22 protein-coding genes and 5 pseudogenes are annotated in these 22485 nt (G+C 70.1%); 18 read left to right on the top strand and 9 right to left on the bottom strand.

All coding sequences use genetic code 11. The features are described 5' to 3' along the window. Window positions 1-39 precede the first annotated feature (39 nt). The 3 genes and pseudogenes from ACFXOA_RS24645 (at window position 40) to ACFXOA_RS24635 (ending at window position 2072) form a co-directional block, all read left to right on the top strand. On the top strand, window positions 40-1299 hold the full coding sequence (locus ACFXOA_RS24645) for a hypothetical protein (RefSeq protein ID WP_385032512.1): 1260 nt from the start codon (window positions 40-42) through the stop codon (window positions 1297-1299). After that, window positions 1299-1625 (top strand): annotated as a pseudogene (locus ACFXOA_RS24640) (hypothetical protein); the annotation flags it as partial. The gene ACFXOA_RS24645 and the pseudogene ACFXOA_RS24640, both read left to right, overlap by 1 nt. A gap of 69 nt (window positions 1626-1694) precedes the next feature. After that, the gene (locus tag ACFXOA_RS24635) at window positions 1695-2072 is read left to right on the top strand and encodes a hypothetical protein (RefSeq protein WP_385032509.1); all 378 of its coding nucleotides are present in this window, start codon (window positions 1695-1697) and stop codon (window positions 2070-2072) included. 61 nt (window positions 2073-2133) lie between these two features. On the opposite strand, the gene ACFXOA_RS24630 is transcribed toward ACFXOA_RS24635, so the two are convergent. Next, window positions 2134-2352, bottom strand: a complete 219-nt coding sequence (locus ACFXOA_RS24630) for a recombinase (RefSeq protein WP_385032507.1) — start codon at window positions 2350-2352, stop codon at window positions 2134-2136. A 62-nt stretch (window positions 2353-2414) separates the two neighbouring features. Beyond that, complete coding sequence (locus ACFXOA_RS24625) at window positions 2415-2828, bottom strand: hypothetical protein (protein ID WP_385032504.1); 414 nt, start codon at window positions 2826-2828, stop codon at window positions 2415-2417. A 494-nt stretch (window positions 2829-3322) separates the two neighbouring features. Here ACFXOA_RS24625 and ACFXOA_RS24620 point away from each other — a divergent pair. From ACFXOA_RS24620 to ACFXOA_RS24590, 7 genes and pseudogenes are all read left to right on the top strand, one after another. After that, window positions 3323-3844: pseudogene (locus ACFXOA_RS24620) on the top strand (IS21 family transposase); the annotation flags it as partial. Further along, window positions 3841-4614, top strand: a complete 774-nt coding sequence (gene istB, locus ACFXOA_RS24615) for an IS21-like element helper ATPase IstB (RefSeq protein WP_385032501.1) — start codon at window positions 3841-3843, stop codon at window positions 4612-4614. The pseudogene ACFXOA_RS24620 and the gene istB, both read left to right, overlap by 4 nt. A 25-nt stretch (window positions 4615-4639) precedes the next feature. After that, a complete protein-coding gene (locus ACFXOA_RS24610; protein WP_385032498.1) occupies window positions 4640-5236 on the top strand; it encodes a hypothetical protein in 597 nt (198 codons plus the stop codon). Between the two features lie 199 nt (window positions 5237-5435). Next, complete coding sequence (locus ACFXOA_RS24605; RefSeq protein ID WP_385032495.1) at window positions 5436-5945, top strand: hypothetical protein; 510 nt, start codon at window positions 5436-5438, stop codon at window positions 5943-5945. Between the two features lie 50 nt (window positions 5946-5995). Next, complete coding sequence (locus ACFXOA_RS24600; RefSeq protein ID WP_385032493.1) at window positions 5996-6451, top strand: hypothetical protein; 456 nt, start codon at window positions 5996-5998, stop codon at window positions 6449-6451. 279 nt (window positions 6452-6730) lie between these two features. Next, complete coding sequence (locus tag ACFXOA_RS24595; protein ID WP_385032644.1) at window positions 6731-7357, top strand: transposase family protein; 627 nt, start codon at window positions 6731-6733, stop codon at window positions 7355-7357. Window positions 7358-7585: 228 nt separating this feature from the next. After that, a pseudogene (locus ACFXOA_RS24590) lies at window positions 7586-8461 on the top strand (RICIN domain-containing protein); the annotation flags it as partial. A gap of 78 nt (window positions 8462-8539) precedes the next feature. On the opposite strand, the gene ACFXOA_RS24585 reads toward ACFXOA_RS24590, so the two are convergent. Further along, on the bottom strand, window positions 8540-10378 hold the full coding sequence (locus ACFXOA_RS24585; protein WP_385032490.1) for a glycoside hydrolase family 2 protein: 1839 nt from the start codon (window positions 10376-10378) through the stop codon (window positions 8540-8542). Between the two features lie 156 nt (window positions 10379-10534). Beyond that, a pseudogene (locus ACFXOA_RS24580) lies at window positions 10535-11002 on the bottom strand (carbohydrate ABC transporter permease); the annotation flags it as partial. A 2-nt stretch (window positions 11003-11004) separates the two neighbouring features. Here ACFXOA_RS24580 and ACFXOA_RS24575 point away from each other — a divergent pair. From ACFXOA_RS24575 to ACFXOA_RS24565, 3 genes and pseudogenes are all read left to right on the top strand, one after another. Beyond that, a pseudogene (locus tag ACFXOA_RS24575) lies at window positions 11005-11706 on the top strand (substrate-binding domain-containing protein); the annotation flags it as partial. Between the two features lie 235 nt (window positions 11707-11941). Next, entirely contained in the window at window positions 11942-12832 is an 891-nt protein-coding gene (locus tag ACFXOA_RS24570; RefSeq protein ID WP_385032487.1) for a TIGR03620 family F420-dependent LLM class oxidoreductase, read from the top strand. A 195-nt stretch (window positions 12833-13027) separates the two neighbouring features. Beyond that, window positions 13028-13675 (top strand): class I SAM-dependent DNA methyltransferase, encoded by a 648-nt coding sequence (locus tag ACFXOA_RS24565; RefSeq protein WP_385032484.1) that lies wholly within the window; start codon window positions 13028-13030, stop codon window positions 13673-13675. Window positions 13676-13721: 46 nt separating this feature from the next. Here the strand turns inward: ACFXOA_RS24565 and ACFXOA_RS24560 are convergent, their stop codons facing one another. Beyond that, window positions 13722-14228, bottom strand: a complete 507-nt coding sequence (locus ACFXOA_RS24560) for a GNAT family N-acetyltransferase (RefSeq protein WP_385032481.1) — start codon at window positions 14226-14228, stop codon at window positions 13722-13724. Window positions 14229-14384: 156 nt separating this feature from the next. Then, entirely contained in the window at window positions 14385-14555 is a 171-nt protein-coding gene (locus tag ACFXOA_RS24555; RefSeq protein ID WP_385032478.1) for a hypothetical protein, read from the bottom strand. Between the two features lie 271 nt (window positions 14556-14826). Between ACFXOA_RS24555 and ACFXOA_RS24550 the strand changes: the two genes are divergently transcribed. Further along, window positions 14827-16326: an alpha/beta hydrolase gene (locus ACFXOA_RS24550; RefSeq protein WP_385032475.1), complete on the top strand. Its 1500-nt coding sequence runs from the start codon at window positions 14827-14829 to the stop codon at window positions 16324-16326. Between the two features lie 54 nt (window positions 16327-16380). Here the strand turns inward: ACFXOA_RS24550 and ACFXOA_RS24545 are convergent, their stop codons facing one another. Continuing rightward, the gene (locus tag ACFXOA_RS24545) at window positions 16381-16647 is read right to left on the bottom strand and encodes a hypothetical protein (RefSeq protein ID WP_385032472.1); all 267 of its coding nucleotides are present in this window, start codon (window positions 16645-16647) and stop codon (window positions 16381-16383) included. A 228-nt stretch (window positions 16648-16875) separates the two neighbouring features. On the opposite strand from ACFXOA_RS24545, the gene ACFXOA_RS24540 reads away from it, so the two are divergent. Then, window positions 16876-17298, top strand: coding sequence for a PPOX class F420-dependent oxidoreductase (locus ACFXOA_RS24540; protein ID WP_385032469.1), 423 nt, complete (start codon window positions 16876-16878; stop codon window positions 17296-17298). 321 nt (window positions 17299-17619) lie between these two features. Here the strand turns inward: ACFXOA_RS24540 and ACFXOA_RS24535 are convergent, their stop codons facing one another. Beyond that, a complete protein-coding gene (locus ACFXOA_RS24535) occupies window positions 17620-18186 on the bottom strand; it encodes a GNAT family N-acetyltransferase (RefSeq protein WP_385032466.1) in 567 nt (188 codons plus the stop codon). 387 nt (window positions 18187-18573) lie between these two features. Here ACFXOA_RS24535 and ACFXOA_RS24530 point away from each other — a divergent pair, with 387 nt between their 5' ends. Further along, a complete protein-coding gene (locus tag ACFXOA_RS24530) occupies window positions 18574-19005 on the top strand; it encodes a VOC family protein (RefSeq protein WP_385032463.1) in 432 nt (143 codons plus the stop codon). Between the two features lie 197 nt (window positions 19006-19202). On the opposite strand, the gene ACFXOA_RS24525 is transcribed toward ACFXOA_RS24530, so the two are convergent. Then, window positions 19203-20297, bottom strand: coding sequence for a hypothetical protein (locus tag ACFXOA_RS24525; RefSeq protein WP_385032460.1), 1095 nt, complete (start codon window positions 20295-20297; stop codon window positions 19203-19205). A 244-nt stretch (window positions 20298-20541) separates the two neighbouring features. Between ACFXOA_RS24525 and ACFXOA_RS24520 the strand changes: the two genes are divergently transcribed. Both ACFXOA_RS24520 and ACFXOA_RS24515 read left to right on the top strand, forming a co-directional pair. Beyond that, entirely contained in the window at window positions 20542-21738 is a 1197-nt protein-coding gene (locus ACFXOA_RS24520) for a right-handed parallel beta-helix repeat-containing protein (protein ID WP_385032457.1), read from the top strand. A gap of 108 nt (window positions 21739-21846) precedes the next feature. After that, window positions 21847-22341: a GNAT family N-acetyltransferase gene (locus ACFXOA_RS24515; protein WP_385032454.1), complete on the top strand. Its 495-nt coding sequence runs from the start codon at window positions 21847-21849 to the stop codon at window positions 22339-22341. Window positions 22342-22485: the final 144 nt, after the last annotated feature.

The raw sequence follows: 22485 nt of genomic DNA, 5'->3' as shown, positions 1-22485 counted from the left end.
CCGGCCGTCCCCGTCCCCCACCTCCGGAGCGGAACTCCCATGCCCTACCGACGACCACTCAGGACCGTGCTCCGGTCCGTCGCCACGACCGCCCTCGCCGGACTGCTGATCTGGCCCGGCACCACCGCCGCGCAGGCCGGCTCCACTCCCCCGGCCCCGGATGCCCCCCGGAGCGCCGCCGCGGGGGCGGCCCCCGAACTGCTGCTGGGCCAGTCGACCCGTGCCGCCTGGGACGACTTCAACAGCTTCGGCCAGAACGCCGACGGCGGTTCCGTGTACTACGAACTGCGCAGCGGTAACTGGGTCAACAACGCACACCGTGACTACGCCACCCTCCTGGCCGACCAGGGGAAGACGGTCCAGATAGGGATCAGCTGGAAGGACAACCCTCCCGGCTTCGAGGGCGGTGACGAGAACGCCAAGGCCGCCCGGTCCCGCGCCGTCACGGCCGAGATCGCGGCCGGCGGCCACACCGCGGCCCTCGAGCGACTGCTCGCCTTCACCGACGCCCACCCGGCGGCACGGTTCAAGCTCCGCCTCGACTACGAGGTCAGCAGTTTCTACCACTGCACCGACGCGAGCTGCTCCTCGTACAAGAACGCCTTCAACAGGCTCGCCGGCTATCTGGACGGACGGTCGGCCGCGCACAACCTGGAGTACGTGTTCCATCCCGTGCGGGGCGAGTTCGAAGCGATGTACCCCGGCGACGCGGCGGTCGACTGGATGGGCGTCTCGGTCTTCGCCCATGAGCTCTGCCTGCCGATCCACGACCGTGGCTACCTGTACAACGGCACGCCTCCGCAGAACTACGACACCGGCACGAGCCAGTGCCGCAGCGCGTACATCGGCACGGACCAGGCGGGCAATCCGGCGGCCGTCTGGCGGAACTTCGACCACGACGCCAATGTGCTGAAGCTGGTGAAGTTCGCCAAGGACCACGGCAAGCCGGTGGTGCTGTCGGAGGCGGGGATGATGAACTTCACCGCGGACGGCACGACGACCGACGGCCTGGAACAGCAGCGCGGAGACCTGTGGGTCAAGCGCCTCTTCTCCCTGATGAACTACCAGGGACCGATCCCCAACCTGGCGGGGCAGTACGACCTCCGGGGAGTGATCCGGTCCGTCGTCTACATCGATCTCGACTTCCGCTACGGCTGGGACGGAATCGACGACGGGAGCTTCGACTTCGCGCCGGACACCACGTGGTTCGTGGACGGCAGGCTGTCCCGCTACACGGCCGCCCGGGCATCCTTCTGCCAGGGCCTCGCGGCGAACGGCTTCACCGCCCGCTGCCGCTGACACTGTCCTATCTGTCGTCCTGCGCCGTGGCGACGGGGACGGGCGGGCTGTGGGAGCCCGAGTTCTCCGTGGCCTCGGACGGGGCTCTGGTCTGTCATTACGCGGACGAGACGGATCCGGGCCACAGCCAGAAGCTGTCGGCCGCCCGCAGCTTCGACGGTCTGCGCTGGCAGGACCGCCACGATGTGGTGGCCAGTGCCTGGGCGCCTGACCGGCCCGGCATGCCGGTCGTCCGCAAGCTCCCGGACGGCACGTACTTCATGAGTTACGAGATCTGCAACCCCGGCGGCCGGTACCAGTGTGTGGTGCTTCTCTGCACTTCACCGGTTCGGGTGACGATCCTGCTGTGCTGAACTCCGTGGACCACGCCGTCGAGGTTGTGATCCACTGCGCCCATGAGTTTGTCGGTGAATGTCTTCGTTGTTGATGTAGATGGCAAGAGGCGGGTGCAGGACGTTCCGGCCGGACGCTCGAACTCCGCGGGCGCCGAGAGCTGGCGCACGCGCGTGTGGGGCGCGGAAGTGGTGCGCTCGTTGGGCGCCAGCTTCTTTCCGGTCCTCACTGATGCGGACCTGCAGGTAGATCCCGCGCAGGTCCCTGAGTTCCTGCGGGAGTGCCTCCTGCTCCGCGAGAACCTGGAGAGGATCGTTTCGGAGTCGGAGCCCGTGCGGACCGTCGAGGAGCACAGGGGCGCGATCTCGGAGCGGCTGGCGATCATCGAAGAGGCCGCCAGCCGCGCGGGTGCGATGGGAGGTGGGGTCCTCATCTGGTGACGGATTCGGCAGGAATCGGACGGGCCTACGGGTATGTCGATCACGGAGATAGTTCCAGTTGCTAGGGGGTCGGGCGGGGCGTGGGGATGCCGAGGTGGACGGGCGGCCGCTGGTCTCGGCGTTGTGTTTCGTCGCGCTTGGCGCGGAGGAAGGAGAGGGTGAGGTCGATGCCTTCGATCTCACCGGCCCAGCCCTCGGCCTCGGCGCGTGCCCGACGGTTGAGAAGGTCGGCTTCCAGCTCTGCGAGGCGGGGCAGCATCTTGGGGTTGACGTTCAGCATCGGGCAGCGGACGCAGGCTTCTCTGAACTTGCGCTCGTGAAGTGATCGAGTCAGGAGTGCCCTTATTCGCGGTTGAGTTCGTGGTAGCCACGAAAGTCGAAGAAGCGCAGGCCGTCGATCACTGCCCCAGACAGGATCTCCGGCAGGGTCCATGGGTGGGTGGTGTAGTCGTCCGTTGCCACGCCTCCCTGCTCAAGCAGCAGCGCGATCATTAGGTGAACCTCTGCGGTGCCGTCGATCCGCCCGGAGATGTCGATCTGCACCGCCCAAGTGGGGTGATGTCCGACGGCCGCTTCGAGGATCGCCACATCCTCAGGATCCCAATCGGAGAAGAGATAGCCGGTCTGCTCATCGTCGATGTCGATGTAGAGGTTGCCGTCCAGAGTCCACGGATCGCCCTGCTCGGGCAGATGCCGATCGAGCGAGGCTACGGTCTCAGCCCGCTCACCTGCGGGAAACACGAAGACAGTTCGCATGGGTTGGAGCGTAGGCAGTTCAGCTTCGTGGCGACCATGGATTTCAGGGGCAGCTTTGGTCCGTCGACGTAGTGGTGGCGCGGATGGCGACGTCGGCGAAGGTCGGCATGCCGAGATCGACTGTGGAGGGTCGGCGGGCTGCTTCGGCATCGAGCTGATCCAGCTTGCCCTGCGCGCCGGCGAGGCTGACCTGGAGGCCCTCGACTTCGCTTAGCCAGTCCCGCTTCGCCTCGGCGATCCGGGCGATCAGGTTGTCGCGGATGTCGATCAGCCGTGACCGTTGGACCGGATCAGGCCGGAGGAGCGAGCATCTGACACAAGCGTGCTCATGGATGCAGGGGGATCCGAAGGCGCGTGCGCAGGTGCCGATGGATACCTTCCGCTTCTCGAAGTGCGAGAGGAAGGAGTCCCACTCCTCCTCTGTCGGGATCCGGTACTCCTCGCCGGGGGGAGGCCCGCCGGCGGGCGATGAACGCCCGGTGGGCCTCGATCGTCTCGGCCTGCCGGCGGTCCGCGACCACGTGGCCCTGCGGCCGCTGCCGCAGACGCCTTACGTGGTCACGCAGCGGCACCTTCGCTACGTCGGCAAGGACTGCCTCGTCGCCTTCGACGCGAACCTCTACTCGGTGCCGGCCCGCAGGGTCCGCCCCCGCCAGCTGGTCGAGGTGAGGGCCACGAAGTCCCAGATCATGCTGCATGCCACCGTCCCCGGTCACAGTGGCGAGACCCTGCTGGCCACCCATCCGCGGGCGGTCGGCCGGGGCGCCCGCATCGTGGAGGAGAAGCACTGGGACGGTCTGCCCACGGGATCCGGCCGCCGCATCACAGCCGGCGATGGGAGCCTGCCCCGGCCCCGCCGGCAGAGCACAGGCCCCGAATCCGGGCCGCTGGCGGCCCTGCTGAACCGGACCGCGGTCACCCAGGTCGAGGTCGGCCGCCGGCCTCTGTCGGTCTATGACGAACTGACCGGCACCCGCCCCTTCACCACCAAGCCGAGCACGAGGGAAACATCTTGAGCGAGCTGGTCTCCACCCGCATCCGCAACACGGCCAGCGAGCTGGGACTGCCCCACCTGGCCGACGCCCTGACCCAGTACGCTCAGCGGGCTGACGAGGCCAAGATGGGCTACCTCGACGTCATCGACCTGGTTCTCTCCGAAGAACTCGCGGTCCGTGAAGATCGCCGCTTCCGCACCGGCCTGCGGATCTCGAAGCTCCCGCACCACAAGACGCTGGACGACTACGACTTCTCGTTCCAGCCCGAGCTCGACCCACGCAAGGTCAAGGACCTCGCCGCTCTTTCCTTCATCGAGGCCAAGGCCAACGCAGCTCTGCTCGGGCCGCCGGGAGTGGGCAAGACACACATCGCCGTCGCTCTCGCGGTCGCGGCCTGCCGGGCCGGATACTCGATCTATTTCACCAGCCTCGACGACATGGTCCGCAACCTCAAGACCGCCGAGGCCGCCGGGCGCCTGACCAGCAAGCTGGGCAGCTACCTCCGACCGGCGGTCCTCGTGGTCGACGAGGTGGGCTACCAGCCCCTCGAACGCGCCGAGGCGAACCTGGTCTTCCAGGTGATCTCAAAGCGCTACGAAAAGGGCTCGATCATCCTGACCTCGAACAAGACCTTCAGCGAATGGGGGCAGGTGTTCGGCGACGAGGTCCTGGCCACCGCCATCCTCGACCGCCTCCTGCACCACTGCGACGTGATCTCCATCAACGGCCCCAGCTACCGGCTCAAGAACCGGCTCGCTGCCATCGAGCGAGACCAGGAAAGCGCAGCCTGACAACGACCTGGTCGACAATGAGCGCATGGACGTCCCTGAGCTGCTCGAATCAGCTTCCCTGCTGGTTCCGGAAGAGACCGCCACCGAGAACGACATCACGGTGCGAGATATCTGGGACTACCTCGTCCACGACGAGTGGGAGATCGCCTTGGGCCTGCTGGAGGAGCTCGGGGACGGTCGCTCGCTCCCTCTGGCGTTTTGGGAGAAGCTCGCCGACGCGGCTGAGCAGCTCCGGCTGGAGCGGAGCGCGGCTTGGTGCCATTGGCGGTGCTCAGAGATCCGCAACGGCGTGATCCGAGCGGATCTGACGCTCCGTCCTGCCGCCGAGGCGCGACGCACCACGGCAATCTCCGGCGCCGGTGTTCTGCGACCCATGTGGGACATCGGACACCTCTCGCCCACCGGTGAACGTGCGGTCAGCATCGCTCGCCTCTGGGTTGAGAACATGCCCGTTCTCGAGCCCGGCGGCCGAGCCACGGTTCGCCTCGTGCCCCTGACCCCCTCCCACTGGACGCACCTCCAGCCCGGCCAACAGATCACCATGCACGAGGACCGAACCGTGGCCGGCACCGCAGTCATCCTGGAGGTTCACCGTCCCGCCACCGCCATGCCCGCGGGATGACGTGACTGAGCCTCCGCCAACTTGAAGTCGCAGGTCAAAGGGCTGGTGTGGCCGGTCCTCGGGGCGCTCATGCTGACTGTAGGCGGGAGTCCACGGCGAAGATCATCCGTCAGCGCGGTCGCTCGAAGGGAAACACGATGCACCAGCGTCGGTCGGTGTGCGAGCCTTCTCCTCCCAGACGCCGACCGAGAAGACTCTGATGACCCGCGACGAGGCCCTCAAGCAGCTCAGCCACCTCGCGCGCGAGCGGGCCTTCGAGAGGCACGTCGGGTCAGACCGGCTCATCCAGGCAGGACTGAACGCTCTGATCGCAGGGATTGAGAGCCCCTCTCTCGCCATGCTGGCCGGCCTCCTCCGGAGCGAAGAGCCCGAAGCCCCCGCACTCTTCGACCAGGTACTGGAGGAGCTGGGCCTGCTCTTCTGCCCTCCCGCTGACCGACGGGCCGCCAAGTGGGCGATGGCCGACTGGGCCGCCGGTCAGATTGTCGACGGATCCCTGGATGCCGCCGCTGGCACCCACCTCATCTGGGCAGACATTGCCGAGGACCTCGGCTACCCCGAAGAGCTGGAACCACTGGTTCACTGCGCGCACAACCTGGACGGCTGGGAGGAGAGCTGGGGAGTCTCCTTCGAGGAACTCAGCAGGGAAGCGGTCGAAGCAGCGAAGCAGTTCTTGAACAAGCGCTCGGCAGCACAAGCAGGGAGCTGAGCGTCCGGTGCTTCCCCGCTGAGGATCATCGTCCCTCTACGATCCGGTGCATGCTGGATCCCGAACTGCTGGAACGGATCACCGCGCGGCACGCGGAATTGGACGAACTCGAAGACCAGCTGGCTAAACATCTGGCGGAAGTGCGGGACGAACGGGACGAACTCGCTGTCGCAGAAAGGGTTTTTGAACGGATGACCGAGCAGCTCGCCGAGGAACGTGCTTCAGCCCGGCCGGTGCCCGGGCAGGTGGGTGGCCGGGCGGTGATGCTGATCCCGCACCGCGAACCGGGCGTGGAGGAGGATGCGCTCCCGCCGGACTACCAGCGCATCATCACCGTCGTGCGGCAGGCCGCCGGACCGGTCATGGCCCGCGAGGTCGGCGAGGCAGTGGGGGTGGACATCAGCGTGAAGTCCAAGCTGGAACCGCTACGCGGCAAGCTGGTCAGACTCGTCGACCGAGGCTGGCTCCGCAAATTGCCCGACGGCCGGTTCACCACCCGCCTGTGACAAGCAGTACCGCCACTCGGAGAGGCTCAGTACGCGCGTAACCGGGGTGCCCCCGGCGGCCGTTGGAATTGTGTGACGAATACCAAAGAGCGCGCCGAGGACACTTGCCAGCTTGTCTACCAGTGCCGTCTGCCGCTGCCCCGCGCACCGTCAACCACCTCGCCGACCTGCTGCGGCGTCACCTGAAGGCGATACGGTCCCGGTGGCGGATCCTGCCGCCCGGGAAGATCGCGGTGATCGTCCTGGCCCGTCTTGCGCCACGACCAGCGCTTGGCCGACATGGCCGGCGGCAACGACGTGTCCGAGTCCACGGTCCGCCGCTGGCGCGACGAGCTGATCGGACTCCTCGCCGCCCAGGCCCCGCGCCTGGACCGCGTCCTGAAAAAGGTCGTCAAGCAGGGCGGGGAGGTGGTCCTGATCGACGGCACCCTCATCCGCACCCAGCGCCGCACCGGCAGCGCCGACCGACAGAACTACTCCGGCAAGCACCGAACTCATGGCCTGCACTTCCTCGCCCTGACCGACGAGAAGGGGCGCCTGATCTGGATCTCCGCCGCCCGGCCCGGCAGCACCCACGACAACATCGCGGCCCGCCACGACCACATCCTGGCCCACCTGCGCGCTGCCGGCCTCGGGGCGCTGGCTGACCTCGGCTTCCGCGGCCTGGACAACGACATCCTCGAACCCGTGATCGTCACCGGCTACGCGGCCAGCCGCACCCACAAGCTCACCCCAGGCGAGAAGAAGGCCAACCGCGTCCTCGCCGTGGGACGCGCGCCGGTCGAGCACGGCTTCGCCCACCTCAAGAACTGGCGGATCCTCACCAAGCTCCACACCGACCCCGCCCACGACACCCAGCTCCTGCGAGCCCTGCTCGTCCTGACGAACCTCGAAGTCAACCGCTGACGGATGATCTTCGCCGTGGACTCCCGCCCACGACCAGCATGAGCGCCCCGAGGACCGGCCACACCAGGCCTTTGACCTGCGACTTCAAGTTGGCAGAGGCTCACCGGTTTCCACCACGGCACCAGCGCGGGGCAGCTGAGCCCGACCCTCCATCAGTTCATGACGTAGATCCACTTCGTTCTCTTTGATCGTGGTGACCAGCACCGCGATCAACGAGGAGAAGAGGTGCAGATAACTGTGCACTACCGGACCTCGGCGGACGGCTGGGACTGGGGGGATCCGGCGCACCTCGGGTTCCGTCCCGAGACGGTCGACGGGAAGTACTTCCGGGCGGCGCCGACCATCGCCTGGTCACCTTCGCCGGGCGGTGGGGCCAACGGCCGGATCCTTCTGATCGGGCAGAAACTGCTGAACCGGGACGGCACGACAGCGGCGGACAGCGGGCGGACGATCCTGGCCAACACCGAGAACGGGACCGGCCCCGGGTACGAGATCGCCGCACCGGTGACGATCGGCGATCCGGGCGCGAACTACTGCCAGAACTACAGCTCTCCCCTCCTTCCCTCCACCGACGGCACCCAGGTGCTGCAGATCGCCACCGACTGGGACGGCTCCGTCTGCAGGCCGTACTTCGCGACGGGCCCGACGACCGGGAACGGTGACGCGGCGGGGGTGTCGGCCGGTGCGACGTACCGGCTGGTCAACGCCAACAGCGGGCTCTGCCTGGACGTCGCCGGTGACTCGAGGGTGGCGGGCGGCAACGTGCAGCAGTGGACGTGCAACGCTCTCGGACCGCAGGACTGGCTGCTGAGGGCGCGTGGCGACGGCCGCTTCACCCTCACCGGCCGCAACAGTGGTCTCTGCCTCGACGTCGAGAACGGGTCCGCCGCGCCAGGTGCCGACGTACGTCAGTGGACGTGCAACGGGCAGGCGGCGCAGGACTGGCGGGTGCAGGGTGTCGGACGTGGCTACTACAGGCTGGTGTCCGCGGCCGGCGGCCTGTGCCTGGACGTCGAGGGAGGTTCCCGGGCGCCGGGCGGTGACGTCCGCCAGTGGACGTGCAACGGCCTCCAGCCCCAGATCTGGCGAATGGAGCGCCGCTGAGGCCGTTCGAGGTGCCTGGAGGCCTCCCCCGGAAGCAGCGAGGGGGAGGCCTCCGGCCACGGTGGACGTGGTCCGTGCTCAGCTCTTGCGGGGGTCGTGCTCATCCGGCTGCTCGATGGCCGCGGGGCGCAGCTGCGCCGCGCGGATGCGGGCGATGTCGAGCTTGGTGCCCCGGTCGAAGCGGTAGACGCCGTTCTGCTCCTGGAACACGTCGGTGAGCTGGGTGTAGCAGTAGCCGAACATGGCCGGGTCGCCGAGCAGCACGCCGGTGAGTCCACTGAAGCGGGCGTGGAACTCGTCCTCGTCACGGACGCGTTCGCCGTAGCCCCATGACTCGGTGCGGTCCTCGCCCGACTGCGCGGCGGCGGCCTCCGGGTCCCACCAGATGCCGCCGAACTCGCTGACGAAGTAGGGCTGGCCCGCGTAGGGCAGGGAGTAGGCGTTGCCGTTCTCGTAGCTGTTGACGAAGGGGTCCTCCTTCGCGAGCCCGGCCATCAGCCGGCGGAAGGTCCCGGGGTCCTGCTCGTAGTTGTGGGCGTCGTAGACGTCGGTCTCCGCGACCCTGTGCGCATAGCCGGACGCGTCGATGACGGGGCGGGTGGTGTCCATGGCCTTGGTCGCCAGGAACATGGCCCGGGTGACGTCGTCGAGCCGCGTGATGCGGTCGTGCAGCTTCTGGTACGTCTCGTTGAGCGGGCACCAGCCGATGATCGAGGGGTGGGAGTAGTCGCGCTCCACGGCCTCCAGCCACTGGGTGACGTAGGAGGCGTCCGGCTGCTGGTTGTCGCCGGACGAGCCGCCCGTCTCGCAGCCCCAGTCGCCGAACTCGCCCCAGACCAGGTAGCCGAGCCGGTCCGCGTGGTGGAGGAAGCGCTCCTCGAAGACCTTCTGGTGCAGCCTGGCCCCGTTGAAGCCTGCCTCCATGGCGAGCTCGATGTCACGGACGAGGGCCTCGTCCGTGGGGGCCGTCATCAGACCGTCCGGATACCACCCCTGGTCGAGCACCAGGCGCTGGAAGACGGGGCGTCCGTTGAGGGTGACTGCCTTGCCCCGCAGGCCGACGGACCGCAGGCCCGCGTAGCTCTCCACGCGGTCGACGACCTCGTCCTCGCCGTCGAGGAGTTCGAGAAGCAGTCCGTACAGATGGGGGTCCTCGGGGCTCCACTCCCGGTACCTGGCGGAGGACACCGGGAGGTGGAGGCGCGGTGCGAGGTCGAGGTCGGCCCGTACCTCGGCCCTGCTCACCTCGCCGTCGGCGTCGGTGAGGACGGCGCGTACCCGGTGACCGGGCCGGTTGCCGGACAGGGGGAGCTCCAGGTGGAAGGCGGAGCCGGCGAGATCGGGCGTGATCCGCGGGCGCCTGAGGTGGATCTCGGCGACGGGTTCCGCCCAGACGGTCTGCCAGATGCCGGTCACCCTGGTGTAGTTGCAGTCGTGGTTCGCGTACCGGGTCGCCTGTTTGCCGCGGGCCTGGGGGCCCGAGCGGGGATCGCGGGCCCGGACGGTGATGACGACGTCCTCGCCGGACCCCGCGATGTCACCGAGGTCGGCCGTGAAGGGGGTGAAGCCTCCGCGGTGGCGCGCGACCTCGGTTCCGTCGGCCCATACGGTCGTGTCGTGGTCGACGGCACCGAAGTGGAGCAGGACGCGCCGGCCGGCCCAGGACCGCGGCAGGGACAGCGTCCGCCGGTACCAGACCGCCTCCAGGAAGTCGGTCTCCCCGATGCCGGAGAGGCCGGACTCCGGCGGGAAGGGGACGAGGATCTCCCGGCCCAGCTCACGCGTGAGGAGGCCGCGTTCGAGTCCGCTGTCCCCCTGGTCGGTCTCGAACTGCCAGTGGCCGTTCAGATTGATCCAGTCCTCGCGGACGAATTGCGGTCGGGGGTACTCCGGACGCGGTACGGAGTGAGTGGACACACGTGCTCCAGTCGATCGGCGGGCGGCGGGAGGCCGTTCCCGGTGGTGCGAGGGGGGTGGGCGTGAGGAGGTTTCCGGTCCTAGCGGCCGGTCCACGAGGAGCGGACACGCCGCGGACCGGGGCAGGTCGGCCGGGCTCGGGACGGGCCGTGCGGGTCAGGCGCCGCCGAGTCCGGTGGTGGCGACCGAGTTGACGATGCGCCGCTGGAAGACGAGGAAGACCACGATCAGCGGCAGCGCGGCCAGCAGGGCTGATGCCATCGACTGCGCGTACTGGATGCCGTAGGCGTCCTTGACCGTGGCCAGACCGACCGGCAGCGTCATCAGGGAAGGGTCGTTGGTGACGATGAAGGGCCACATGAAGTTGTTCCACGCGCCGATGAAGACGAAGATCGCCACGGCGGCGACGATCGGCCGGGAGAGCGGCAGTACGACCGACATGAAGACCCGCAGCTCGGAGGCGCCGTCGATCCGGGCGGCGTCCTCCAGCTCACGCGGGATGCTCTCGAAGAACCGCTTGAGGATGAACACCATCATCGGCGCGACCACCTGGGGCAGGATCACCGCGGCGTAGGTGTCCACCAGGTTGAACAGCAGCATCTGCTTGAACAGCGGCACCACCAGCCATCCTCAGCCCGCTCGCCCTCACCCCCGACGATCTGCGCCGCCGTCCCGGGGCTCCGCCCACCGTCCTGCTCGGCGAACTGCTGGAGGAGGGCGCGGACCATGTCGCCATCGACAACGAGACGGCCGCCCGTGAGGCGACGGAGCATCTGATCGCCCTCGGCCGGCGCTTTCTCCTCGCCGTCGGCGGACGCGACGCGCCCGGCCTGGGCACGGCCGAGGCGCGCACCCGCGGCTTCCGCGCGGCCCTGTCGGGGGCCGGGGTGCCGTACGCCCCGGAGTCCCTGCTGCCCGTCGCGTCCTTCCGGATGTCCGACGGCGCCGAAGCGGTGGCAGAGGCACTGGGCCGGGGCGCGCGGCCGGACGCGCTCCTGTGCTTCAACGACCAACTGGCGCTCGGCGCACTGCGTGCCCTGCACGAACACGGCCTCCGCGTGCCGGAGGACGTCGCCGTGATCGGCTTCGACGACGTGGAGGGAGGCCGGTTCAGCGTGCCGACCCTCAGCACGGTGGCACCCGACAAGGCGGCGGTGGCCAGGACCGCGGTCCAGCTCCTCCAGCGCCGCATCGACGAGGCCCTGAGCTCATCCGCCGGGGACGGCGGCTCGGGCGCGGCGAGCCCGGCGGTCCTGTCCACCCAGGACCGGGTGGTGGCGCACCGGCTGGTGCTGCGGGAGAGCACCGAGGGCGCCGCCGGCCGGTGAGACCGCACGGCGGTACGCCCCGTAGGGACGAGCCGCCAAGCGCCCGGACGAAGGTGCCTCGGAGAACAGGGGTGTCCCACCCTTCCTGATCATCGGACGGGCAGGGGTGCGACGGCCCCCGACACCGCCACCTCGGGTGATCCCACCACTCGGCCGGGCGACAGCGGGAGATCCTCCCTTCGGCTGAACCGCGGGCGGCCGGGAATAGCCCGCCCGTCACACTGTTGACGCCTCCATGACCTCGGAGACACACAGGAATTTCGGACGGATCGGTATCTGGAGCAGTTCCCTGGCGGCGTCGCGCGTCGATGACGCGGGCCGGAAGGCGATCGAGGAGGCCGTCGCCGAGCTGGACGAACTGGGGTACGGCACCCTCTGGATCGGGGGCAGTCCCTCGCCCGAGGACGCGGCGGCGATCGTCGGTGCGACGCGTACGGCGACGGTGGCCACCGGGATCCTGAGCATCTGGGACCACACCGCGGAGGAGGTGACCGCGGCGGTGGCGGCGCTCCCGGCGGAAGCGCGCGAGCGTTTCGTCCTGGGTCTCGGTGTCAGTCACGGGCCGATGGTTCCTCAGTACAGCAAGCCCTACAGCTCGATGGTCTCCTACCTGGACGCGCTCGACGACGCCGCTCCCCCCGTCGGCACCGGGCACCGGGTACTCGCCGCCCTGGGTCCGAAGATGCTGGGGCTGGCCGCGGAGCGGACGCTCGGCGCCCATCCGTATCTCGTCACCTCCGAGCACACGGCGCAGGCGCGCCGGACCCTGGGCCCCGGCGCGCTGCTGGCTCCCGAGCTCTCGGTGGTGCTGGACACCGACCGGGACCGGGCCCGCCGGACCGCGCGGACCATGCTGGCCATGTACCTCCGACTGCCCAACTACACCGACAACCTGCTGCGCTCGGGCTTCTCCGAGGCCGACTTCGACGGCGGCGGCAGCCCACGCCTGCTCGACGCGCTCTTCGCCCTGGGGGACACCGAGCGGGTGAGGTCTCGCGTCCGGGAGTATCTCGACGCAGGGGCGGACCACGTCGCTCTCCAGGTCGTCACCGCGGAGGAGGGCGGAGGGGGACTTCCACGTGCCGAATGGCGGGAACTGGCAGCGGCGTTCGACGATCAGCCGTAGAAGGACGACGGCCGGGCGCGGGAGAAGCCGGCCGGCCGCACACCGGCCGCGGTCTCGGTGCCGCAACCGGCTGCCGGCGGAGGGGCCGCCCACCGGTGCGAGGCGGGCCCTGGCGGCGGACCGCCTGGGTGTCTCCCCCGGAGTTGCGCGCACCGCCCGGCGGCCGGCACCCAAGTCGTTCTATCGTTCTCGTCCATGACCGAAACTCCCGCACCCCTGCTCAGCATTGCCCGCGCCTACGACGACGTCGCCGAGCTCTACGCCGGCCTCTTCCGCGACGCCCTCGACTCGCTCCCCCTGGACCGCGCCGTTCTCGCGGCGTTCGCGGACCAGGTGAGGAGTGACGGCGAGGGCGCCGGGCCGGTCGCGGAGGTCGGTTGTGGTCCCGGGGCCGTGACCGCGCACCTGCACGCCCTGGGGCTCGACGTCTTCGGTGTCGATCTGTCACCGGCGATGATCGACCTGGCGCGCAGGGACCACCCCTCCCTGCGCTTCGAGGTCGGGTCCATGGACTCGCTCGACGTCCCGGCCGGCGCCCTGCGCGGAATCGTGTCCTGGTACTCGGTCATCCATACGCCGCCGCAGGACATCGCGTCGTACTTCGCGGAGTTCAGCCGGGTGCTCGTGCCCGGCGGCCGGCTCCTGCTCGCCTTCTTCGAGTCGGAGGGCGACCCGGTGACCGTCTTCGATCACAAGGTGACCGACGCCTACCGGTGGCCTCTCGAGGGCCTCGCGGATCTGGCCGCCGAGGCCGGGTTCGTCGAGGTCGGCCGGATGCTGCGCGAGCCGCAGGAGGGGGAACGCTTTCGCCGGGGTCACCTGCTGATGCGGCTCGACCGGTGACAGCGGCCGGGCCGGGCACCCTGCCGGCCCGGCGCGGCCTGTGCCCTCACAGGTCCCTGCGCATGCAGACGCGCGGCCATCGGTCGAGGCCCCGCGCTGCCTCCGACCGACGGATCTCTCTCAGGCCAGGCCCGATCTGCTCCTCCTCCAGGGTGCGGAATCCGCAGCGCCGGTAGTACGGCGCGTTCCACGGAACCTCGCCGAAGGTGGTGAGGGTGAGTGCCGGCAGACCGTCGGCGACGGCGCGCCGGGCCGCGTGGTCCATCAGGGCCCGGCCGATACCCCGGCGGGCGTGGCCCGGGTGCACCGACACCTGTTCGATGTGAAGAGTCCCGTCCACATGACCGGCGATCAGATAGGCGACCGGCCCGTCCGCACCGTCTACGGCCGCCCAGGCGAGGCCCCGCACGGCGTGGCTCGCCAGTTGACCGACCGAGGGGGGATCGTCGTCCGCCACCTCGGGCATGCCGATCTCCCCGAAGCACCGCCCCGCGGCCCTCTCGATGTCCTGGATCAGGGGAAGTTCATCGAGGTCCACCAATCGGATCCGCATGAACCCATTGTCCGGGACGGCCGGCCGTCCCGGAACCACCGCCTGCGTCCTGGGTGGCCGCACGGCATCCCCGTGCGGCCACCCAGGAGACGTTCGCCGGGGACGGCTGCGCCACCGCGCACACACCGGCGGCCGGAGCGGGCCGCGGGCGGCTGGTCACCGTCGGCCGATACGCCGCCCGTTGCCGACGCCCGACACGTGCAGGGCGAGCACGAGCAGCCCCAGCAGCATCACGTTCGTCGAGGAGAAGACGTCGTTCGTCGCTATGTCGGCGGCGTTGATCAGGAAGGCGATGAAGAACAGTACGGCGGCGGCTATACCCAGCATGACTTTTCTCCTTTGATCGGTGGAACACGTGTGCCCCTGCACGGCTGGTTCAGACCTGCCGGATCGGATCCGGCACGGCTGCCTCCGTTCGGTCCCCGGGGCCACGGCCGTCCGGTCGCCGGCGGACGGCCGTGGCCCCGGGGACCGGCAGGGCGGAGGCCGCAGGGGGCTCGCCGGTGTCATCCGCAGGGCGGACACCCGGCTGACCCCACCCTCGGTCCGCCTGCCCACCGCATGGGCGGGCCGTCGCCGCTCCACCAGGCTTGAGCACATGCCGAACCAGATGCGGAAGACCATCCTCCTGACCCTCTCCGCCACCGTCGTGGCCGCCACTCTGACCGCGACGCCGTCCGTCGCCCGCGCGTCGGACGCACTGCCGCCCCTCGACTGGCGACCCTGCCTGTCGGCCTCCTCCGCCGCCGGGCAGGAGTGCGCCACCCTCCAGGTACCCCTCGACTACGGCCGTCCCGGCGGGCGGACCGTCCCTGTTGCCGTGACCCGTCTGCGCAGCGACCGCCCGGAGAACCGTCGCGGCACCCTGATGGTGATCCCGGGGGGCCCGGGATCGTCCGGGGTCCAGCGGCTCTCGCAGAAGGGAGCCGCCCTGCGGGACGCGGTTGACGGGGCGTTCGACCTCATCAGCCTGGATCCTCGCGGCGTCGGCTCCAGTGTCAAGGCACGCTGCGGACTCCCGGCAGCCGACCGCCGGCTGGTCACCCTGAGGCCCTGGCCCGCGCCCGACGGCGGTGTCGCGGAGAACACGGACCGGGCGCGTCGCACCGCCGAGTCCTGCGCACGCAACGGCGGCGCGGTCCTGCGGTCCTTCACGACAGCCAACGAGGTACGGGACATCGACCGCCTCCGCCGGACCCTGGGCGAGCGCGCACTCACCGTGTGGGGCACCTCCTACGGGGCCTATGTCGGAGCGGTGTACGCGCAGACGCAACCGGGGCACGTGGACCGGCTGGTGCTCGACAGCACGGGCGACCCCGATCCGTCCCGGGTGGCCCGTGGTTGGCTCGAGAACATGTCGCGGGGCGTCGCGGACCGCTTCCCCGACTTCGCGAGGTGGGCGGCGGATCCGGCCCGCGAGGAGTCCGGGCTGCGTCTCGCCGAGGACTCCGAGGACGTGGAAGGGCAGTTCCTCGCGCTGGCGGAGCGTCTCGACCGCTCCCCGCGGGAGTCGGGGACGCCCGGCGTCCCGCTGACGGGCAACGCGCTGCGCCAGGCGCTGCAGAACTCGCTTCCCAGCGACAGCGCGTTCCCGTCCATGGCACGGCTGATCAAGGAAGCCCAGGATCCGGAGGGGACGCCTACCCTGCCCCCGGACCTGGCCCAGTCGATCCCCGACGAGGACGCCTCGCTCATGCTGGCGACGATCTGCAACGACGTACGCTGGCCCGGCCCCTCCCTGGACTACGCCGGCCGGGTCGCCACCGACCGGGAGCGGTATCCGCTGCTTGCCGGGATGCCGGTGAACATCACGGCGTGCGCCTTCTGGAAGGGCGAGCCGGCCGGGCGCCCCGTCCGGATCACCGACAGCGGTCCTTCGAACATCCTGATGGTGCAGAGCCTGCGCGACCCCGCGACGCCCTATTCCGGTGCGCTGAAAATGCGTGCGGCACTCGGTGACCGGGCCAGGATGGTCAGCCTGGACCAGGGAGGCCACGGGATGTACCTGGGCAACGGAAACGCCTGCGGAGACCACGCGGTGACCCTCTTCCTCACCACCGGGAAGCGCCCCGGCAGGGACACCCGCTGCTCCGGCTGACGACCGGGATGAGGCCTTCCCCGATGGCGGCGTCGTCCGGGGAAGGCCCTGGTCTCAGGGGCTGTCGGCCTCCCATGCCCAGCGTGTCGGATCCTCCCGCCGGGGCCCGTAGACCGCGCGTCCCCCGGCGCCGAACTTCCCCAGCTCCGTCCCCAGGGCGGCGCCCGCGGCGAGGCGCTCCGCCGGCCAGCCGGTCACGTCGAGCAGCAGGCCGTCGAGCGGACCACCCACCAGCTCCACGTAGGCGTGACCCGGCCGGGGTCCCGGGTCGGGGTCGTCGTGGTCGGCGCCGTACACACGCCGCCTCATCAGCTCGTCCATACGTCCAGCATCACAGGCACCACCGACAGTCCGGTCTGCTCGGCCCGGGCGCGACGGGCGGCAGCGGGGCGACGGGCACGGGCGGCCGGCATGGGCACCGCGCCACCGGGAACGCGGTGCACACGGTCCCGGCTGCCGCGCGTCCCGTGTGACAGCGTGGGTACCACCCCGGATCGCCTCGTGTGATCCAGCGTGATGGGGGCCGTCGTCCGAGACAGAGGAGAGATCATGTCCAAGCCGCCGCTTCCTGACGCCGCGGTAGCCATGCTGCGCAAGCCCAACCCCGCCGTCATCGCCACACTTCGCTCGGACGGGCAGCCCGTCTCCACCGCCACCTGGTATCTCTGGGACGAGGGCCGGGTGCTGGTCAACATGGACGAGGGCCGCAAGCGCCTCGAACACGTACGCCGGGATCCCCGTGTCACCCTCACGGTGCTCGACGAATCCGACTGGTACACCCATGTGACCTTGATCGGGCGTGTCGTCGAGATGAGTGACGACGAGGGTCTGACCGGCATCGACCGCCTGTCCCAGCAGTACCTGGGGCAGCCGTACGCGGACCGGGAGCGGGGCAGGGTCAACGCCTGGATCGAGATCGACCGCTGGCACGGCTGGGGAGGATTCCGGGACAGCACGCAGGCCGCGACCTGATGCCCTGTCCGGCGGATCAGGGCACGGGATGGGACACAGCGCCCTGTCGGTACGGGTGAGCGGATCCGGATGATTCGCCCTCAGGGCGGAGGAGGGCGGCTGCCCGGTCCGTCGTCGACCGACGACCACCCCCCAGGGGGGCGGCCGACCCCGCGTCCGCGGCACGGCCCGCCGGACAGGCCGGCTCAGGGCTGCGAGTCGGCTCGAGGCTGCGCAGCGGCGACCGTGCGCCCCCTGGGCACGGACCGAAGCCGGTTCCGTGAGGGGCCCGGAAGAGCGGCCTGGACCGGCGTGCTCCTCTTCCGCCACCGCCGGGTGAGGTCACCGCACGGAGGGGCGTGGGTGGGTGGCCCAGTGTTCGGCGGCGGTGATTCCGAGGAGCACGACGTCGTGGTGGGAGCCCGCGAAGAACTCGTGCTGGCGAAGCCTTCCCTCCTCCACGAAGCCGAGCCCGCGGTAGAGGGCGAGGGAGGCGTCGTTGAACGCGTACACCTCCACCTCGCACTTGTTGAAGCGCTGTTCGGCGAACATGTAGGTGAGGACGAGTTCGGTCGCCTCGGCCGCGTATCCCTTACGGCGCCGATCGCGGACGATCTCGACCCCCGTCCTGAACCGCCCCGCGCGGGTGTCGGCCTCGCCCACGGTGACCGAGCCCGCGAAGGAGCGGTCGGCCAGCGCCTCCACCACCAGACGGAACGCCTCACCCCCCGGCGGGCGAGCGGCCCGCTCCGCCGTCCACGAGCGGAAGCCATCGGCCGAGCGCGGAGGGTCGACCATGTCGGCGTTGCGTACATCGAGTGTGTTCCGGGCCAGGTCACGGAAGCCTTCCCAGTCCTCGGGCTCGACGGCTCGCAGCCGTACCCTTTCACCGGTCCACATGTCGCTCATGGCGCCCACCACCTCAGGATCCGTCGCAGGCGCTCGTTGCCGTGCGATCGAAGGCGACAGATTAACGGCGTTCCCGGCCCACGATCCGTCGTCGCCCTCGGCCGACCGGCTCGAGCAGGTCCGCGGATGCCGCAGGCATCGGCGCCGACCGGGACCGCGGCCGCGCCGCCGGAGATGCCGCACACCCGCTTCCGGAACCGATTCCATGCGTTTCACCCCGGACGCCTGAATGGTCGAAGCACGGGGGCCGCTGGCGTTGCGCAGTGCGCGGGAGTCGTCTCCTGGGCCACGGTGGGTCCTACGGGGCTCACACGGCCCTCTCCGTTCGCGGCAGCACCGAGGACGGTCCGTACCGCCAGGCTCACTGGCTCTGTCGAGGAGGCTCCGATGAACTGGACGCTCGAGGTGGTCCCTGTCCCTGTCACGGACATGGACAGGGCGAAGGACTTCTATGCAGGGAAGCTGGGGTTCCATCTCGACCTCGATGACGAGGTGGCGCCCGGGATGCGTATCGTCCAGCTGACTCCCCCGGGATCGCGGTGTTCCGTCGCCATGCTCCAGGGGATGCCCCCGTTTCCCGGTGAGAAGGTGATGGCTCCCGGGTCTCTGCAGGGGCTCCAGTTCTGCGTGACCGACATCGAGGCAGCACGGGAGGAGCTCGTGGCCAGGGGGGTCGCTGCCTCCCCCGTGCGGCATGTGGGCGCCACGGGCTGGGAGGACGGCAAGGGTGACACCTGGAACTCGTTCATGACCTTCACCGATCCGGACGGCAACGGATGGGTCGTCCAGGAGGCACCTTCCGAACTGTCCGAACGCTGACACCCTGTCGTCACGGCGTCCTGGAGGAAGCCGATGCCCTGCGGCATCGCCTTCCTCGAGGTGACGGCCCCGGCTGCCGTCCCACGGCCCGGGCACGGCGCTGCCCAAGTCCGGCCCCGGCCCGGCTTGTCACGCGGAGCCGCGGTTGCGCCTTCCAGCCGGTACCTGCCCCCGTCGGACCCGTCTGCGGATGCCCCTCAGCGCGCCCGTGCTCCCTGGTCCGCGGGCATCGTCCCGGCGGCGGTATGAGCCAGGCCGACCTTGCCCGGGCGCAGGGTCCAGGGCACGGGCTCCGTGTTCGTGATCCACCCTTCGGCGATGAGCCGCCGGATGACGAAGATCCTCAGCTGCCGGGACATCTTGCCCCAGCCCATCGCCTTGCACATCTGCTTGACGGAGGGGCCGTGGCCGTGGGACGCGCGGAAATCGGCGGTGTACTCCGCGGCTGCGGGCCCCTGGTCGGGATACTTCGCCTCCCATGCCTCGTACGCCGTACGGACCTTCTCCGTGAACTGGGCGGGAACCGCCTTGCGCATGAAGGCCTCCGACACGCGTGCCGTGGACACCGAGCACTCGGCGCAGCTCTCCACCGCCTCGACATGACGGCGCAGGGCCACGCTCGCCCGGTCCTTCCACTCGTCCCAGCTCAGCACCTCCTGCTCCGGTTCCTCGGGGCGGGAGCGCGGGGTGTCGGCCACCGGTGGACGCGTACCCGACAGATGCCGCACGCTCTCGCCCAGCAGGTACCTCTCACCGTCCAGCTCCCGCAGGAACCCCTTGGCGAGCAGTTCCTCAAGGGCGGGCCCGCACTCCGCCGGAAGGTGCCCGGGAAGCGTGCCGTACTCGTCGGGCGGTCCGTACGCCGCGACATAGAGGGCGGCCAGCCGTACGGCGGGCGAGCCCTTCTTGACCGGCTTGGCGGCCATGGTCCGCACGGTCCACCCCGACACCCGGGACCGCATCACCTTCCCGAACAGCAGCGGCGGCTCGGTCCCCGGTGCGAAATCCGGCACGGAGATCGGGACCGGGGTGACCATGTCCCCGCCGAGCAGCGCCTCGTGGCCGTGCCAGCCCAGAGCGCCCAGGGCGGCCACGGTCGCCTCGGGTTCGGTCAGCCGGAGAGAGCGCAGATCCTGGCCGGTCAGGTTCCCGATGCCGCTCCTGGCCGCGCGGATGGCGACCACCGCGGCCAGGATGTGGGCATCGGCGCCCTTCAGCGGCAGCGAGCCCAGGTACGCCAGGAACGCACGGGCCGCCTCACCCTGACGGGGGGTGAGGAGGAACGGGGTCACCCGCACCGCCGTCGCGGCCGGGACGGGGGGCAGGAGGGGAGATGAAGGGGACACGCCCCGTACAACGCGCGTGGGGACAGAAAGTCACCCTTCGCACTGTCTGACGAACGGAAGACCCGACTATCCCGGTTGACGGAGGTGTCCTCGCAGGTCTCTCACCGCCCGTCAGCCACGTGCGGCAACGTTCCGGGGGCCGGCGACCACTGTCCTTCCGTAAGCACCTCATGAGGAAGCGGGAACTGATATGCGCGTCGTCGTTCTGTCCCTGGCGGTGATCCTGGGCGCCGCCCCCACCCTGACACCGGGCGAGGCGTCCGCCGCCGCGTCACCCATCATCGTGTCCCCCGACGGTGACGACGCCGCCGCCGGCACCCTCGCCGATCCGCTCCGGACCATCCAGAAGGCGGTCGACCGAGCAGGCCCCGGCGACGTGATCGCGGTCCGGGGCGGGACCTACGCCCTCGTGGACAACATCACCATCACCACGTCGGGCGAGGAGTCGAGGCCGATCACCCTCGGCGCCTACGACGGCGAGCGGGTCGTCATCGACGGCGACGCGCTCCCGGCGAGCCACACCCCCGTCGGCGGCAGCATCCCCCGGGACGAGCGTGGCGCGATCCACCAGGAGGCATCGCACTGGCGGGTGTCCGGCCTGGAGATCGTCAACGGGTCGTACGGCTACTACTGCGACGGCTGTGACGGCAACGTCTTCTCCCGGCTCACCGTCCACGACAACTACGAAACCGGGTTCCAGCTCCAGGGCGACTCCAGCGACAACCAGATCATCGACCTCGACAGCTACGGCAACCGCGACCCCCGGAAGAACGGGGAGAGCGCGGACGGCCTCGGGATCAAGGAGGGCGGCGGCACGGGCAACGTGGTGCGCGGCGCCCGTCTCTGGAACAACGTCGACGACGGCTTCGACGCGTGGAAGTTCACCTCGTCCGTACTGATCGAGGACACCCTCTCGTACGGCAACGGATTCAACCGCTGGGACTTCCCGGACTTCGCCGGTGACGGCAACGGGTTCAAGCTCGGTGGAGGTACACCGGCCCCGGCGGTGGGCCACACCGTGCGGAACTCGGTCGCGTTCGGCAACGCCGGGCACGGATTCACCGACAACGGCAATCCGGGTGCGCTCGCGCTGAGCGACGACACGACGTTCGGTAACGGCGGAACGGGCTTCGACGCCGACACCGCCGGGGCACAGGCCGCACTCACCGCGAACCTCGCCGTCTCGGACAGCCGTCCCGCCGCCCTGGGGGCGGACACCGCTTCCATCGGCAACTCATGGGATATCGGCGGGACTTGGGACGACGACTCCGTCCTCAGCACCGACACCTCGGAGGTCACCGGCCCACGTGCCGCGGACGGCTCCCTGCCTTCCGCCCCGGAGTTCCTCGTGCCCCGGGACGGCACGGCGGTCGGGGCCCGGCTCTGAAGGGTGTGGCACACCGGCCAGGTCGGGCCGAGGCCGCTCCGCGGAACCGGACCGCCCCAAGCCGGTCCGTCTGTTCCGAGCGGTACACGGCGCGGGTAGCGTCATCGTATGGCCGGCCTCGAACGTCTTCGCCCCGATCACGCACCTGCCCTGCTCGCGTTCGAGCGCCGGAACCGCGCGTACTTCGCCGCCTCCGTCCCGGACCGAGGGGATGCCTTCTTCGCGGAGTTCGACCGGCGTCACGCCGACCTGCTCGCGGAGCAGGAGGCGGGGAAGCACCACTTCCATGTGCTCACGGACAGGTCCGGCACCGTCCTCGGGCGCGTCAACCTGGTGGATGTCGGGAACGGTTCGGCCGAGCTCGGCTACCGCGTCGCCCGCCAGGCCGCGGGACGGGGACTGGCGACCGCCGGGGTGCGTCAGGTCTGTGCGCTCGCCGCCGGAAAGTACGGCCTGACCACGCTGCGCGCCAGGACCACGGCTGACAACGCGGGTTCGCGTGCGGTGCTGGCACGGGCCGGATTCCAGGAGGCGGGCACGCTCGTCCTGACGGGCAAGCCGGGCCTGTGCTTCACCCTCGATCTCAGGAGGGCGCTTCCCTGACGAGAGGACACCCGCCGCCGGACTCACGCGTCGGGGGGGGGGGGGCCCCCCCCCCCCCCCCCCCCCCCCCGCCCCCCGGGGGGGGGGGGGGGGGCGGAAGGCCCACAGCCTGACAGAAACAAAGCGGAGACACCACACAAAGTG

This window comes from Streptomyces sp. NPDC059166 (genome assembly GCF_042755185.1).
Classification (GTDB): domain Bacteria; phylum Actinomycetota; class Actinomycetes; order Streptomycetales; family Streptomycetaceae; genus Streptomyces.
This window is presented reverse-complemented; position numbering and strand designations above follow the sequence as displayed.